This is a genomic window from Veillonella parvula DSM 2008 (genome assembly GCF_000024945.1).
GTDB classification, from domain to species: domain Bacteria; phylum Bacillota; class Negativicutes; order Veillonellales; family Veillonellaceae; genus Veillonella; species Veillonella parvula.
On the sequence record NC_013520.1, the window covers coordinates 1,834,266 to 1,851,187 of the forward strand.

General features: G+C 40.6%; 15 protein-coding genes. 10 read left to right on the forward strand and 5 right to left on the reverse strand.

The features are described 5' to 3' along the window. The first annotated feature begins 141 nt into the window (after positions 1-141). On the forward strand, positions 142-2,424 hold the full coding sequence (locus tag VPAR_RS08220; protein WP_012864842.1) for a ribonucleoside-diphosphate reductase subunit alpha: 2,283 nt from the start codon (positions 142-144) through the stop codon (positions 2,422-2,424). A 199-nt stretch (positions 2,425-2,623) separates the two neighbouring features. Then, positions 2,624-3,652 carry a ribonucleotide-diphosphate reductase subunit beta gene (locus tag VPAR_RS08225; RefSeq protein WP_008602308.1) on the forward strand — a complete coding sequence of 343 codons (1,029 nt, stop codon included), beginning with the start codon at positions 2,624-2,626 and terminating at the stop codon, positions 3,650-3,652. 381 nt (positions 3,653-4,033) lie between these two features. Here the strand turns inward: VPAR_RS08225 and VPAR_RS08230 are convergent, their stop codons facing one another. Continuing rightward, positions 4,034-4,492 (reverse strand): DIP1984 family protein, encoded by a 459-nt coding sequence (locus tag VPAR_RS08230; protein ID WP_008602307.1) that lies wholly within the window; start codon positions 4,490-4,492, stop codon positions 4,034-4,036. A gap of 100 nt (positions 4,493-4,592) precedes the next feature. Further along, on the reverse strand, positions 4,593-5,009 hold the full coding sequence (locus tag VPAR_RS08235; RefSeq protein WP_012864843.1) for a GNAT family N-acetyltransferase: 417 nt from the start codon (positions 5,007-5,009) through the stop codon (positions 4,593-4,595). A gap of 473 nt (positions 5,010-5,482) precedes the next feature. Between VPAR_RS08235 and aroF the strand changes: the two genes are divergently transcribed. From aroF to VPAR_RS08275, 8 genes are all read left to right on the forward strand, one after another. After that, the gene (gene aroF, locus VPAR_RS08240) at positions 5,483-6,496 is read left to right on the forward strand and encodes a 3-deoxy-7-phosphoheptulonate synthase (RefSeq protein ID WP_012864844.1); all 1,014 of its coding nucleotides are present in this window, start codon (positions 5,483-5,485) and stop codon (positions 6,494-6,496) included. A 74-nt stretch (positions 6,497-6,570) separates the two neighbouring features. After that, positions 6,571-7,623: a 3-dehydroquinate synthase gene (gene aroB, locus VPAR_RS08245; RefSeq protein WP_012864845.1), complete on the forward strand. Its 1,053-nt coding sequence runs from the start codon at positions 6,571-6,573 to the stop codon at positions 7,621-7,623. 10 nt (positions 7,624-7,633) lie between these two features. Continuing rightward, complete coding sequence (gene aroA / locus VPAR_RS08250; RefSeq protein ID WP_012864846.1) at positions 7,634-8,902, forward strand: 3-phosphoshikimate 1-carboxyvinyltransferase; 1,269 nt, start codon at positions 7,634-7,636, stop codon at positions 8,900-8,902. 74 nt (positions 8,903-8,976) lie between these two features. Beyond that, a complete protein-coding gene (aroC, locus tag VPAR_RS08255) occupies positions 8,977-10,071 on the forward strand; it encodes a chorismate synthase (RefSeq protein WP_012864847.1) in 1,095 nt (364 codons plus the stop codon). Beyond that, positions 10,058-11,197 (forward strand): bifunctional chorismate mutase/prephenate dehydratase, encoded by a 1,140-nt coding sequence (locus VPAR_RS08260; RefSeq protein WP_012864848.1) that lies wholly within the window; start codon positions 10,058-10,060, stop codon positions 11,195-11,197. Before aroC ends, VPAR_RS08260 begins: the two co-directional genes overlap by 14 nt. 124 nt (positions 11,198-11,321) lie before the next feature. Beyond that, positions 11,322-12,557, forward strand: coding sequence for a shikimate kinase (locus tag VPAR_RS08265; RefSeq protein ID WP_012864849.1), 1,236 nt, complete (start codon positions 11,322-11,324; stop codon positions 12,555-12,557). A 339-nt stretch (positions 12,558-12,896) separates the two neighbouring features. Next, on the forward strand, positions 12,897-13,502 hold the full coding sequence (locus tag VPAR_RS08270; RefSeq protein WP_012864850.1) for a type II toxin-antitoxin system RelB/DinJ family antitoxin: 606 nt from the start codon (positions 12,897-12,899) through the stop codon (positions 13,500-13,502). Positions 13,503-13,517: 15 nt separating this feature from the next. Then, a complete protein-coding gene (locus VPAR_RS08275) occupies positions 13,518-13,820 on the forward strand; it encodes a type II toxin-antitoxin system RelE/ParE family toxin (RefSeq protein ID WP_008602295.1) in 303 nt (100 codons plus the stop codon). A 24-nt stretch (positions 13,821-13,844) separates the two neighbouring features. Here the strand turns inward: VPAR_RS08275 and aroD are convergent, their stop codons facing one another. The 3 genes from aroD to VPAR_RS08290 form a co-directional block, all read right to left on the reverse strand. After that, the gene (aroD, locus tag VPAR_RS08280; protein WP_008602292.1) at positions 13,845-14,639 is read right to left on the reverse strand and encodes a type I 3-dehydroquinate dehydratase; all 795 of its coding nucleotides are present in this window, start codon (positions 14,637-14,639) and stop codon (positions 13,845-13,847) included. A 308-nt stretch (positions 14,640-14,947) separates the two neighbouring features. Next, entirely contained in the window at positions 14,948-16,192 is a 1,245-nt protein-coding gene (locus VPAR_RS08285; RefSeq protein WP_012864851.1) for an MFS transporter, read from the reverse strand. A 261-nt stretch (positions 16,193-16,453) separates the two neighbouring features. After that, positions 16,454-16,873: an RrF2 family transcriptional regulator gene (locus tag VPAR_RS08290; RefSeq protein ID WP_008602288.1), complete on the reverse strand. Its 420-nt coding sequence runs from the start codon at positions 16,871-16,873 to the stop codon at positions 16,454-16,456. Positions 16,874-16,922 lie beyond the last annotated feature (49 nt).

A 16,922-nucleotide genomic window follows, 5' to 3' on the forward strand; every position in this document is an offset into this window, starting at 1 on the left:
AAACTACCATATATAGTAGTTTTCTTATTTTTCTGATTAGACTCAACTTAAAGATAATTTATATATTTCATTCTAATCTTATATATGCTTATACGACTATATTAACAGTTTTATGACTTTTTGCTCTCAAGGGGAACAGTAATGGAGATTATGATCAAGAAACGGGATGGCCATTTCGAGCCGTTGTCCGTTGAAAAAACGAAACGAATGATAGCCTTCGCATGTTTGGGGTTAGATTCTTGTGATCCACTAGAATTGGAAATGGATGCGAAGTTGCAATTCGTTGATGGCATGACCACTAAAGAAATTCAAAAAACTTTAGTCCAAACAGCCATCGAAAAAGTTATATCTAAAAAAGACGACGGCTTCGGCAACCAAGTTAATAAAATGAACCAAGATTGGCAGTTCGTAGCAGCCCGCCTATTCTTGTTCGATCTCTATAAAGAAGCCGCTATTACTCGTCGTTACAAAGCATTTGGCTACGGCAACTTCCCAAATCTTGTAAACATGCTTGTAGAAGAGAAAAAATACGCAGACTTCTTCGTTACAGAATACACTGCTGACGAATTGCAAGAGTTAGGCGATTACATCAAACCTAAGCGCGACTATCTCTTCAACTATGAAGGTCTCAAATTATTGGCTGACCGTTACTTGGTAAAAGGTTTTAACAAAGAAATCTTTGAATTACCGCAAGAACGTTTCATGGCTATCGCAATGCATTTGGCTCTTGTCGAAGGGAAAAATAAAGTAAAATACGCTAAAAAATTCTACGATTTGATGAGCCAATTAAAAATGACGACAGCTACACCTACTTTGGCAAATGCTGGTACACCATTCCACCAATTGTCCTCTTGCTTTATCTCTGGTGTAGACGACAACTTATGGTCTATCTACGACGTAAACAGCAAATTCTCTCGCGTATCTAAACACGGTGGTGCGCTTGGTATCTACCTTGGCAAAGTTCGTGCATTGAACTCCGATATCCGCGGTTTCAAAAACTCCTCTGGCGGCGTTATTCCTTGGATTCGCTTGTACAATGATACAGCTGTTGCAGTAGACCAATTGGGTAAACGTAAAGGCGGCGCTACAGTAACACTTGATATTTGGCACAAAGACTTCTATGAATTCGTAGAGCTTCGTACAAATAACGGTGATGATCGCCGTAAAGCTCATGATATCTTCCCTGCTATCTCCGTTCCAAACATCTTTATGGAACGTATGTTAGCTCGTGAAAACTTCACCCTCTTTGACCCTCATGAAATCTTGGCTGTAAAAGGCTATTCCTTAGAGAATTACTTCGATACAGATGACAAAAAAGAGTTTACTAAACGCTATATCGAATGTGAACAAGATCCTAATTTACACGGCATCGAAGTGCCAGCATTAGACATGATGAAAAAAATCATGCGCTCCGCTGTTGAAACTGGTACGCCATTCATCTTCTTCCGCGACACTGTAAATGCTGCAAATCCTAACAAACATGCAGGTATGATTTACGCGTCCAACTTGTGCCACGAAATTGCACAAAATGTTGGCTTCACTAATCTTGCTGAAGAAATCATCAACGAAGACGGTACAATTACTACAAAAACAAACACAGGCGACATGGTTACATGTAACTTAAACTCTATCAGTCTTGGCCGTATTACAGACGAAGAGTTGGAAGAAAACATTGCCCTTCAAATTCGTATGTTAGACAATGTTATTTCCATCAACCAAGCGCCGGTGCCAGAGTCTCGCATGACTTCTGATAAATACCGCGCTATCGGTCTTGGTACGTCTGGTTATCACCACTACCTTGTAAACCATGATATCCAATGGGAATCTGATGAACACATCGAAGTAGCGGACAAATTATTTGAAAACATTGCATTCTATGCGATTAAAGCTTCTATGGAGCTTGCAAAAGAAAAAGGCGCGTACCCAGCATTCAAAGGTTCCGAATGGGAAACTGGTGAATACTTCACACGTCGTGGTTACACATCTGATCGTTGGAAACAATTGGCTGCGGACGTTGCAAAATACGGTATCCGCAACGGTTACTTGATGGCCGTAGCTCCTACAGGTTCTACATCCAACATCGCTAATACAACAGCTGGTATCGACCCTATCTTCAAAAAATTCTTCATCGAAGAGAAGAAAGGTTCATTCACACCAAAAACGGCACCAGATTTGAACGACAAAACATTCTGGCTATACAAAGAGGCACATACAATCGACCAACAATGGTCCATCAAAGCTTGTGGCGTGCGTCAACGTCATATTGACCAAGCACAATCTTTCAACTTGTACATCACTCCTCAAATGAAAGCGAAAGAAATTCTTGACCTTTACGTAGAAGCCTACAAACAAGGGATCAAAACAATCTACTATATCCGTAACCAATCCCTTGAAATGGATGAATGCACAAGCTGTTCCTCCTAATATAGGATAGATACACGCTACATTCTATAATGCAATTTAAGCTATGGTAAAAGTTAAAGATATCATTGCCATAGTTTACAAAAAATATGCTCTATAACTAGAGAGCACTAAACCTGTGAAAGATACTTTCACCAACATTATAAATCTGATGACGACCTATAGCAGTATAGGTCGCATCATCGTATAAAGGAGCCCTACTATGGATAAAAAACTGATTTTCAACGAAAATGGTGACCGTGGCACGCAATCTATGATTGGCGGTAATACCACGAACCTTCGCGAGTGGAATCGTATCAAGTACGACTGGGCAAACCAAATGTACCGTACGATGCTCAACAACTTCTGGATTCCGGAAGAAATTTCCTTGAACGAAGACGTTAAACAATTCCCATACTTAACAGATTACGAGCGTCGTGCCTTCGATAAAATCATTGCGTTCTTGAACTTCCTTGATTCCATTCAATCTGAAAACTTGCCTAATTTGAGCCGCTATATTACAGCATCTGAAGTGGCATCCTTATTGAATATCCAAGCATTCCAAGAAGAAATTCACGCTCAAAGTTATTCCTACATTTTGGACACTGTAACAAATCCTATTACACGTGACAAAATCTATGATGAATGGCGTACAGATAAAACATTACTTGAACGTAATCGCTTCATCGCCGATGCATACCAACGATTCAGCGACGATCCTAGCGAAGCAAATCTAATTCATACAATCATCGCTAACTATATCTTAGAAGGCATCTACTTCTACTCTGGATTTAGCTTCTTCTACACATTGGCACGCCAAGGCAAGATGACAGCTACATCCACTATCTTCAAATATATCAACCGCGATGAAGTAACTCACCTCGTATTGTTCCAAAACATCATTCGCGAGTTACGCCGTGAACGTCCTGACTTGTTTACACCTGAACTAGAGGCGAAAATTACGGACATGATTCGTCAAGGTGCTGAAAATGAAATCGCTTGGGGCCAGTACATCACTGATGATAAAATCCTCGGCCTTAACAACGTTCTTATCGAGCGCTACATCAAATACCTTGCGAATATTCGCTTAGAAGCAATCGGCTTGCCTCATCTATATCCTGAAATCAAGGATAATCCAATGGAATGGATCGAAAGCTTCTCCAACTTGAATAGCACAAAAACTGACTTCTTCGAAGCTAAAGTTACAAACTATACAAAAGCAGCGGCATTTGATTTTGATGATTTAGAATAATAGACGTTATAAAATACAATATCTAAGGACGTACGAGCCAATAGAAAAGAGCTAATAGCTATAACGCTATCAGCTCTTTTTTCATGATTATTTAAACCATAGTTATGAGGAATTGCTGCAAATTTAAACAGCTCTCTCCTATTTATCTCTAAAAAAACAAAATACTATCATATCAGTGTATATGTTGCTAGAAATATAGTCCCCAAACGCCACCCTCGTTTTACAGTTGACACATGGTTATACATTGTAAATTGTATCAATACCTTTGTGCGCAAATAGGCCTACACCGTAGATTTTCATTCGCCCCATGAATGTATTCATAATAAGCTTGGTAAAAGCAAAAGTTTTTGTGTCCACCCTGTTTCAAACTACCAACTATTATCAGCTTTCAATCAATTCAGTTGTCCAGTTAGCAGACTGCAATAGATTGTCTAATAAACGTACTTGTTTTGCGATATGATCAGCTTCTTTTTGGATGTCTGCCACATTCACAGTCGGCATTAGCTTAATCTCAGACCCTCTCGCACGGAAATTGATACTTCCTGCGCTAGATGCCAAAGTTCGATAAGCAGTTAGGCGCAAAGCAGCGCAATCTTTTTCGGCAATGATTTCAGTAATAGTTCGACCTTCTATAATAGTTTTGCAATTAGTTAAATTAATATCTGCAATTAATTTTTGAAGTCTATTTACACATTGTTCTAATGTTTTCAAAAGTTCTTCAGGGTTCTCATTCGGTACTTCCCCTTCTTGCACTAAACTATTTTGAGTTAAGCGAAGCTCTAAATCGCTTATTTTATAATTTAAATCAGATCGTTCTTGTAATGCTTCTGCTAGTTTCATAAACTCTCCTCTCAAAAAGATATATCAAGTTACTTATAAAATACTATGTACAACAATATATATATTCACCAATTCTTATTATACAGCACTATTGAACGGCTTATAATACTTTCTGCATCATCACGTGAGGACATCCTTCATCTAGGTATTCTTCTCCTTCAGCACGATATCCAAGGGATTCATAGAATGGTTTGGCCTGTACTTGCGCCGACAAGGAACACGTCTTAAATCCGTCACGGCGAATAGCATTTTCAGCGGCCATCATAATCTTAGTACCTAAATGTTGTCCACGATACAACTTACGTACCGCCATGCGACCAATATGTGCATCTCCAGCTACATCACTGGGAAAATATCGACACGTACCAGCCGCTTTACCATCAATGGATAAGAGCACAAACTTTGCAGTCTCATCGATTTCATCAAACTCGTCTTCAAAACCCTGTTCTTTCATAAATACATCGATACGAATTTGTTTTATTTCCTCTGTTATATGATCTAAGATTTGAATAATCATGGGTGCCCTTTCTGATTATAAGTACATTTATAAGAATCGATTCATGTGTATTACAAAATACCCTATAAACAATGAAAGCTTCTTATTTTTATTATATCAAAAATACGCTTAATCCCACAAAACTTCTCTGTTCCTATTAATTCCCGCATCAAAAATATTTTAAAACTTCCATGAAATTCATTTTTAGGTATTGCATAATTTTATCATTTGGGTTTATACTATACCCAATATTTTAGAAAGGAGCAACCAAAGATGACTAACCAAATTAGCCTCACAGCAAAGCAATACTTTTATTGGTTCTTTATCCAACGTACGGGTAAGGAACTATTTGTGATGCGCTAATTAAGGATTATTCAACATTAGTTGCTTAGAATAGTAAAAGGGCTACCCGTATTAGATTACGGGTAGCCCTTTTTGTTTGCTATCCGTATGGTCAGCCCTACTATTCACTGTAGTTATAAGGAGGAATTATCATGATTATTACATTGAAACAAAACGCAGCAGCGGAAGAAGTATCCCGTTTACGCGGTGAATTAGAGGCTCAAGGATTCGTTATCCATCCAGTAGAAGGAACGCGATACAATATTCTAGGTCTGATTGGTGATACTGCATCTCTTGATGCCCGTCAAATCGAGTCTCTAGATTTTGTAGATAAAGTAACTCGCATTCAAGAGCCATACAAAAAAGCAAACCGCAAATTCCATCCAGATGATTCTGTAATCAATGTTGGTGGTGTCCTCATCGGTGGTGGTCACTTCGCAGTAATGGCCGGTCCTTGCTCTGTGGAAACACCTGAACAAGTATTAGCCACTGCTAAAGCATGTAAAGAAGCTGGTGCTACCATCCTTCGTGGTGGCGCTTTCAAACCTCGTACCTCCCCATACTCCTTCCAAGGTATGGGCCCAGAAGGCTTAGAGTTATTAGAGCTTGCTAAAAAAGAAACAGGTCTTCCTATCGTTTCTGAGGTTATGGATATCTCCCAATTACAATACTTTGATAATGTAGATATGCTTCAAATCGGTGCTCGTAACATGCAAAACTTCACGCTTTTAAAAGAAGTGGGCAAATTAAATAAACCAGTTCTTTTAAAACGTGGTTTATCTGCAACATACGAAGAATGGTTGATGGCTGCTGAGTACATCATGTCCGAAGGCAATGAACAAATTGTATTATGCGAGCGCGGTATCCGCACATTCGAAACTAAGACTCGCAATACCTTAGATGTAACAGCAATTCCTATGATGCATGAATTATCTCACTTGCCAATTATCATGGACCCTAGCCACGCAGCAGGTATGAGCCGCATGGTTCGTCCGCTTTCACTTGCATCCGTAGGCGGCGGTGCAGACGGCCTTATGATTGAAGTTCACAACGATCCAGCCAAAGCATTGTGCGACGGTCCGCAAGCATTGCGTCCAGACCAATTCACTAGCCTTATGAATGAAATTAATGCGTTACGCCAAGCATTGGTAGAATGCACTAAATAATCTTACATATCACACAAATAAGCTAGTATCCGTTATAATAGATACTAGCTTATTCTTTTAAGAAAGGAACCGTTATGACTCGCATCCATATTAACGCGTCTACACCATATGACGTTGTCATCGAGGAAGGCGCTTTACAACGCATCACCGATTATATTAAACCATTAAAACCAAATTGCCGTGTTATCATCGTCAGCGATAGCAACGTGGCGCCTCACTATTTGGACTCTGTGAAAGCTAATATGGAACATGCGGGTTATGCTGTTTGTGATTATGTTTTCCCTGCTGGTGAAAGCTCCAAAAATGCTCATCAACTCATCGATTTAGTAGAATACATGGCAGCCCAATTGTTAACGCGTAAAGATTTACTTATCGCTCTTGGCGGTGGCGTTGTAGGCGATATGGCAGGATTTGCGGCAGCGACCTATTTACGTGGTATCGACTATGTTCAAGTTCCTACATCCCTATTAGCCGCAGTAGACTCCTCTGTAGGTGGTAAAACAGCGGTCAATCTGGAAGCCGGGAAAAACCTATGGGGCGCTTTCAAACAACCTATCCTCGTTCTCTGTGATCCAGCTACACTCAATACATTACCTGAAATGGAATGGATTAATGGATGCGGTGAAATTATCAAATACGGCTTCCTAGACGTACCGGGTTTACTCACTCAACTCGAGAACAGACCATTAATTAAACATCGCAGTAGTGTAAGTGGCGTTATTGCCCGCTGCGTACAAGCAAAAGCAGATATCGTGGAGCAAGACGAACGCGAATCTGGCGTACGTGTCCTCTTAAATCTCGGTCATACCTTTGGTCACGGCATCGAAAAAGCGAGTCATTTCGAGGTGCATCACGGTTATGCCGTTGCTATTGGCATGGTGCTCATGGCACAAGGTGCAGTCAAACATGGAGAATTAAATGCGGAGGCTTTAGAGAAATTAAAGGCCCTTATCAAAGCACACGATTTGCCAACCACAACAACGATAAGCAAAGAAGAGATTCTAGCTGCCGCTAAGCACGATAAAAAAAGCGAAGGAACAACCATTAAAATCGTAGTACCTACTAGCTATGGTCACAGCGAACTCAAGGTAGTAACACACGAGGAACTTGCTACCTATTTAGATTAAGGAGATTTATATGCATTCTGTAACGAACGCCATCCCTATAGGGACTATCGCGTCCATTCCTGCAAAGGCTCATGCGCACCGTGCGCTGATTTGTGCCGCTCTCGCCAGCTCACCATCTACCATACTACTGAACCGCACCTCTAAAGACATCGATGCAACTATGGACTCCTTACGAGGCTTAGGAGCACACGTTGTGTATGAAAATAAAGTTGTCACTGTTACACCTAGTCCTGCGCCCCAAAAAGGCAATGTTGTTCCCCATGAATCGGGCACCACATTGCGCCTCTTATTACCAGTAGCAGCCTCCATTTGTAATGAGGTAGCTGTGGATGCAAAGGGGCGTTTACCAGATCGTCCTTTAGAGCCCATGCTCGGTGAAATGAAAGCTCATGGCGTAACATTCTCCCAAGATAAACCACCATTCACCATGACAGGTCTTCTCCAAGGTGGTCAATTTAGCATGGTTGGCGATGTGAGTAGCCAGTTTTTCTCTGGATTATTGTTAGCAGCTCCACAATGTGGAGGCGCTATAATTACATCTACTACGCCACTTCAATCTAGCGACTATGTCACATTGACAACTACAACGATGGTAGACTTCGGCGTAACAGTCGACCATATACCTGCCTCTGACACAGTCCAAGAATCCTTTACGGTAGCGGCTAATGCTACTTTCAAAGGACAGAACGATTACCAAATCGAAGGGGATTGGTCCAATACAGCGATTTGGATGGTGGCCGCCGCTATGACAGGCAAACCTATTACCATTACGGGTATGAACAAGAATTCTGTACAAGCTGACCGCCGCATCATGCAAGTTATGATTGATGCCGGTTGTGATGTGGTATGGAATGGAATGAACGTAACCATTACAGGCCGTGCAGTAAAACCAATCCATGCCGACCTCGAGCAAATGCCCGATATGTTGCCAGTTATGGCCGCCCTCGCTTGCTCTATCCAAGGTAAAAGCTCCTTTGTTAATGGTGCGCGCCTACGCTTGAAAGAATCAGATCGCCTCGAAGCCGTTGCTAATCTCGTCAGAGATTTAGGAGGCACGGTTCGCGAAGATGGTGATGACCTATATATCATTGGTAGTGGTATACTAAAAGGAGGACAAGGCGATTGTGTTAACGACCATCGCCTTGTTATGGCAGGTACATTGATGGCACTCATCAGTGAAAATCCTGTCATCTTACAAGATAGCGAAGCTATCACAAAATCCTATCCAGACTTCTTTGTGGACTGGAACATACTAGGTGGCAATGCACAACCAATATAGCTGCCTAATCATAGCTAATGCGTTTCAATAGATAAGAATACTAGTCATACATACTATAAGTAGGAGTTAATATAATGGCATCTAATTTCGGTAAAACTGTACAAGTAGCTACCTTTGGCGCGTCTCATGGGTACGCCATCGGTGGTATCGTGGAAGGCCTCCCTTGTGGACATTCCATCGACATCGACGAGCTACAAGCCTTCTTAAAGCGCCGTGCGCCAGGTCAAAACCAATTACAAACGCAACGTAAAGAAGCCGATATACCTGAATTCTTATCAGGTATGGTAGATGACATGCTCAGTGGCTCTCCATTGGCATTTATGATTCGCAATACATCGCAACACTCCGGTGATTACAATAACTTGCGCGACATTCCTCGCCCATCTCATGCGGACTTTACGGCTCGCATGCGCTATGGTGACAAGGTAGATATGCGAGGTGGCGGCCACTTCTCGGCACGTCTTACAGCACCTCTTTGCGTAGCTGGTGGCATTGCACTACAGTTATTGCGTGAAAAAGGTATCGAAATTCACGGCCATTTAAAACAAGTTGGTACAATCCAAGATACTCCTATCGATATGGTTCATCCAGATATGAAAGCACTTCGTGAAATTGCTACAGAACCAATTGCTATGCTCGATGCATACAAGCGCTCTGAAGTAGAAAACTTAGTCATGAAACTAAAAAAAGACGGCGACTCTACCGGTGGTATCGTTGAGGTTGTGGCTACAGGTCTACCAATCGGTCTTGGTAATCCAAACTTTGATGGCATCGAGAACCGATTAGCTCGCGTGATCTTTGGCGTACCTGCCATCAAAGGCGTGTCCTTTGGCGGTGGCTTCGACATGTGTTCTCGCCTTGGATCAGAGGTGAACGATGCTTTTACCATGGACGGCGATATAATCACAACAACTACCAATAATAGCGGTGGCATTCAAGGCGGTATCACCAACGGCTTGCCTCTCGTTATGCAAGTGGGCATCAAGCCTACTCCATCCATTTATAAGGAACAACATTCTGTGTCTCTTTCACAAAAAGAGGATACCTTACTCACCATTAAAGGTCGTCACGACCCATGTGTAGCGCTTCGTGCTGTACCTGTTATCGAAGCCGTTACGGCCCTTGTCATTCTTGATTTCTTAGGAGATATTGACCATGAACTTAGATGAAGTACGCGTTAAGATTAACGACATAAACGACCAAATGCTCGCCCTCTTCAAAGAGCGCATGGAACTCTCTAAGGACGTAGCGGCTGCAAAAAAAGAAATGAATAAGGCTATTTACGATGCCAAACGAGAGCGCGACATCCTCGACAAGGTAACAAAAGATGCAGGTCCAGACCTCGATCTATATGCACGACGCTTTTTTGAAGCATTATTTAGCTTGAGTCGTACATACCAATCTGAGCAACTATTCCAAGACAATGAATTCACTTTAAAAATGAAAAAAGCCATCGAGCAATCCCCTACTTTGCCACCTCAACGGGGCAGTGTAGCTTGCGCCGGCGTATTCGGCAGCAATGCTCAAATGGCGTGTGATAAATTATTACCTCTCAGCCAAATCCATTATGTAACGGGTTTCCGTGCCGTATTCGATGCCGTAGAGTCAGGGGAATGTCAATTCGGTGTATTGCCTATTGAAAACAGCTCCAATGGTTCTGTAAAAGAAGTATATGACCTCTTAGAAGAGCGCAAATGCTATATCGTTCGCGGTACGCGTCTTTGGATATCTCACGACTTGCTCGTGAAAAAAGGAACAAAACTAGAAGATATTCATACCATAATTTCCCACCCTCAAGCATTGGGCCAATGCAGTCACTTCCTAGATAAGTTGGAAGGCGTAGAATTACGCTCCTATGATAATACAGCTCGAGCTGCACAGCTCGTAGCGGCTAGTAATGACCCAGGTGTGGCAGCTATCGCTGCACCTCAATGTGCAGACCTATATAATTTGTCTCCATTGCTAAGAAACATCCAAAATAGCGACAACAACTATACGCGCTTTATCTGTATTAGTAAGGACTTCCACGTATACCCAGGAGCTAATAAAATCTCTGTTGTAACCACTGCAAGCCATGCTCCAGGGGGCCTTGGTACATTGCTCACCAAATTTGCTAACATCGGTGTGAACCTTACAAAACTTGAGTCCCGCCCTATCGTAGGACATAACTTTGAATTCTTGTTCTACCTTGATTTGGAAGCATCCTTAGCAGATCCAAAAGTACTCTCCGTGTTGGCAGAGCTCCACGCATCGCAAGATAAATTCCGCTTGCTCGGTAATTATCCTGAGAATTAATATTTTCCTCTATGGTAGTGCTTATTAATGACATATATAGTACAATGGATATAGTTTTAAAACTCCAATGGCTAATAGGTGACAGCCTATTAGCCATTTTTTGTATATTGACCTAGGAGGTCCTATGAAATTTGGTTTACTTGGCCGTACGTTGGGCCATAGCTTTTCCCCACACATCCACAATGCTTTGGGAAATACTAATTATGAATTATTTGAACGAGAACCGAGCCAACTGCAAGAGTTCTTCGCAAATCCAGAATTACAAGGTATTAATATTACCTTCCCTTACAAGGTTAATGCCCTTGAGGCTTGCGATGTAGTTGACCCTCGCGCGGAACGCATTGGTTGTGTAAACACTATGGTCCGTAAAGACGGCAAATGGCATGGTTACAATACAGACTACGATGGATTTGTATTCACCCTAAAACACGCTGGTATCGATGTATCTGGTAAGGAATGCATCATCCTTGGCGATGGCGCATCTTCTGCTACCGTTCACGTGGCTCTTGAAGATCTAGGTGCTAAGAGCATCACTCATCTATCCCGTAAAACAGCTCCGCTCTATACTGATGCACCTAATTACTACGAAACAGCGCAAATTATTATTAACTGCACGCCTATCGGTATGTATCCGCATAATCCGGCTAACCTCATAGATATTATGCAATTTTCTAAATTAGAAGGCGTTGTGGATCTCATCTACAATCCGCGCCGTACAGTTTTGCTTTTACAAGCAGAAATGATGGATATTCCTCATTGTGATGGTCTACCTTTCCTCGTAGCACAAGGCGTTGAGGCAGCTAATCATTTTCAAGGTGAAAGCTTTGATACCAAAGAGATAGAACAAATCTTGCGAGATATGCGCCGTGAAAAGGAAAATATCATCCTCATCGGTATGCCTGGTGTTGGAAAAACAACAGTAGGCAAGGCAATCGGCAAAGAGATGGGCCGTACTTGTATTGATGTCGATCAAGAGTTAGCAAAAGAAATCGGTGATATCTCCACATATATTACGGAACAAGGGGAAGCAGCATTCCGCGAAAAAGAAGCGGACATGATTGCAAAATTAGGCACTCAAACTGGCCTTGTTATCTCCACTGGTGGCGGTTGTGTAACAGTACCTAAAAACTATGCACACCTACGCCAAAATGGTCGTATTTACCAATTAACGCAGCCAGTAGAAAAACTATCTACTTCAGGTCGTGTTCTATCTAGTGGCGGCATAGAACGTTTACGTGAACTCGAAGAAACTCGTACTCCAATGTATGAAAGCTTTGCACAATGCATCGTAGAACATAATCGCAATGCACCAAAAACAGTGGCAGCTATATTAGAAGACTTCGAAGCAAACTTATTGTAAGAGTTTATATAACGGTATTTATAAGATTGTTTCCTCTATATAAGTAAGGACTTCTACATTTTTAGAAGTGAGAGCATTTACATCTGTATTTTTAGATAAAACTAAAACTCATATCATGACATAAATGATATAAACTGAAAAGCAGTAGCTATCCTCAGGGTAACTACTGCTTTTTTAGGTCTCCTATGTATTATATATATTGGTAGAAAATCGCTTTAGCAATTACAATGTAATTACACAAAGAGTTTAAAATAGCTTTCACCATGGAACTATCAAAATATAATGAACTAATTTCTATAAGCAATAGTCTTAACGTGACGACCATAAATAGGAGGCATTATGAAAACTGTAAATCTACAAGTTCGCATCAATGAGGACTTAAAACAAGAGGTATCTAGCATATTAAAAGCACAAGGTCTATCATACACCTCTATGCTAGATGCACTATTCCGCCAAATCATCAAAGAGCGTCGCATTCCGTTTGCCATTGCGTTACCAACGGCACCTATCGATGAAACACCTACACCAAGCACACTCAACAACGGCACCTATGAACAACCACAAACTACATTAAAAGCCTCAGATTGTACAAGTGCATATGGTACACCAAGAGAAGAAAATCAAGAAATATCCTTCGATACAATCGATAAGACAGGAGTTCTTAACATCCGTATCAATCATAAAGTTAAGACACTAACAACAGCTATTCTAAAAGAAATGGGATTAACCATGTCACAAACAGTTACACTTGTATCTAAACAAATACAATTTAATAAGGATATTCCACCTACTATCCTCCGTCCAGAATGGATTGATGCTATTAATAATGATTTCTGGACTGAAGAAGATTTAACTACAAGAATACAATTAGGGCTAAATCAAGCAGAAAAAGGAATTGGTGAACCTGCGGAAAAAATTTTTAATGAACTCCTTGAAGATTTATAAATATGGAGAGCTGAAATGAAGTATACAGTAATTATGACGCCTACAGCTAAGTCTGATATAGTAAATCTCAAAAGTTCACTAGAACAACAGATTATAGATTCTTCATTTATCAGAAAAGAATTAAAGTTGATTTATCAAAAAATTTCTTCATTAGCTATCTTTCCTGAACGTTATCCTATTGTAAATAGTAATACCAATTACAGAAAATTATCATACAAAAAATATCTTATTCTATATAAAGTCATTAATAATAACATATATATTTTTTATATCCGCCCTTCAAAAATGAATATACTACAAGAAATACAAAACATATAAAAAAGTCGGCTCTTGCCGACTTTTTTAATGCACTTTTACGCGTTTATGTTGTTGTTCGTCAAATACACCATCTACATCTATGGTATCTAGAATTCGTTTTAAAGCATGTACATCGATTTGCCCTGGTGCCGATGCTTTACCAGCAGAGGCAAAGGTCATGGCATTTCCAAATAGAGCACCTGCAGTGCGTGTAACAGCACCTAGTTCTCCCATTGCCATCGTAATAATTGGATCCGAAGGATACAAAGCTTTCACTTCAGCAGTTGCTTCAAGTAGCGTCAATACATCACCAGTTGTGTGAGGCATAACGGCAATCTTTGGCACATCGGCCAAGAACTCTTTCATTTGAATAAGTCGATTTACAATGACTTCACGGCTCGGCGTACAATGGAAATCATGGTTGCTCATGATAATAGTGATTCCATGAACCTTAGCAAACTCTATCGTTTTAAGCATTCTATCTTGATCAAAAAACAGCTCAATATCGATAGCATCCACCAATCCTGTAGGAATCAAGCGCTCCAGCATTGTAAAATAATCTTGTGTAGAAATCGTTCTTTCTCCACCTTCACCTTTTGTGCGCCATGTAAAGAGCAACCCACGACCTTTCAGTTGTGGCTTGATGAGCATTAATAATTCAATAATAGCATCAATGGAGTGGGCCCGCTCGAAATAGTCAATGCGTAGCTCCACTACATGACACGGTGTATTACATGCTACCGCGGTGGCATCTAGAATCTCTTTCATTGTTGTGCCCACAATAGGCACGCATATTTTTGTACCCTTTTCTCCGAGTACAGTATGTCCGATACGGACCATAATAACTCCTTTCTGTCCCACGCGGTGAGACTAGTGACTTACCTTAAACTAACTATATACCAATATTTTTGTAAAAGCAATCAATCAGCCCATATTGGATTGCTATTCACTAAAAACGTATGAAAGCCTGCTATTATGCACTAAAACAGTATTCTTAGATTAACGATTAACATTACTTTTTCTTATACTCTAGATTAAGACCTCTTACCAATAACAATCTGTACTTGAAAGTTTCGTATTATAAAAATAGCCTAAAAAAGTAAAAGCTCCTTACCAATATATTAGTAAGGAGCTTGTTAGACTCTAATTCACACACTATATTTATCATGTTGTACGGATAGTTTCCGTGATTGGAATCCCATATAGAGTAATAACAAACCTGTAATACTAAATACATAGGATATCCCAATATAGGTAGATACAATACTTGCAAACACTGGACCTACCATGGAACCAAATTGTTGAGCCGTCGTCGTCATACCAAACATGCGACCTCTAAAGCCTGGTTCTGTATTAAGTGTTACAGCTGCACTCAAAGATGGGTTGATCCCTACAATACAAGAGCCAATTAACACTTGTAGTACACCAAACCACCAGATACCTACTGGTAAGCTTTGAAGTAAGAGAACAACACCACTACCAAGCATACAGTAGGAAATGGTTCTAAAGTACCCACGACGCTCACCGAGGCGCACCCATATATTGGTCGTTAAGGAACCGGCTAAACCACCGATACTGAGGATTGTACCTGAAATGATGGCTGCCCCTTCCATAGTGCCTTGCATATCACCTACATAAAGCGCCAAAATAGGCTGTAGCATCATGATGACACATTGCATAAAGAAGTAAATCCATAAAAGTCTTACTAATACAGGTTGTTCTTGAACCAACTTAAAATCTTCTCGCAAGGATGTAGCTTTTACCGGCTGTTTGGACTGCTCCTTAGAAGTTGTATTTTCAACTTCTAGTTTTGGTTCTTTTACAAGAAACAATACTGCCAAGGTAGCAATGAATACGGCTATACCAGATATATAAAATACAGGGCGCATACCTACGACACTTTCAACGGCACCACCTAAAAATGGGCCGATGACATTGCCTAAAATCAGACCTGTTTGGAATATGCCGAGGGCACGGCCCACCTGTTTCTCATCTACACTGAGGGAAACCATGGTCATCGCTGCAGGATAGAAACCATTAGCGAACCCAACTAAGGCACGCCCCATCAGCAATTGATACTGATCCGTTACCATGCCGATGAGAACATAACTGACAGCAATGGCAAAACCAGCGCGCAAAGCCATCCGCTTTTTCCCTTTATTATCTGCAATTTTGCCCCAAATCGGCGCCATAATACCAGCGATAAGAAAGGTAATACCAAAGACGAGGCCTGACCAAAGTGCTACATCATCCTTAGGAACACCGAGTTCTAATAGATATATAGGGAGAAAAGGAATTATCATTGTGTAACATATGGCTAGCACAGTCATACTAGCCGTAATAATCCATACGTTTCGCATGCCACCGCGAGCATCATATACACTTGTACTCATAGTACCCTCCCTTCCACATAAAATCGTTTAGATAAACTAATATACACATAAATCACTTTTAATTACAGTTCCATTTAAATTACAGTCCTACTTAGATTTCAATCTATGTTACTATTCATAAAATGTTATTACATTTTAATTTCATATATAAAGAAGAGCCGCATACGAAACGCGACTCTTTCCATAAAAAATACCTAAAATATAGGTATACAATGTAGTAATCCTCAAAGATCATTCAAACTAAAGTTTTCGGACTATCAATTATTCCGTAGGAAATTTATGATCCATTACATCTTGCAAGGAAACATGTTCCATAACATGTCGGAACTCATCTTGTAAATACTGCCACAATGGAGCTGTCAAGCAGTCATTAAACATAGGACACGGTTCTACATCATCTTCTAAACAAGACACGAGAGCAATGGAGTCCTCTGCGGCATATAAAATTTCATATACATTATATTCAGATGGATCTTTCACCAAACGATATCCACCGTATTTGCCACGTCCACTTTTAACGAGGCCCGCGGAGGATAATCGAGATACAATCCCCTCTAAATATTTATCGGAAAATCCTTGGCGTTCTGCAATCTCACGAATTGGTACATTTTTTTCTACCCCATGTTCTGCAATATCCGCCAATATCCGTAAGGCATAACGCCCTTTTGTAGATATTTTCATAAGTTAACCTCTATATCATTCATAATATATTAATAGTATATCACAAATT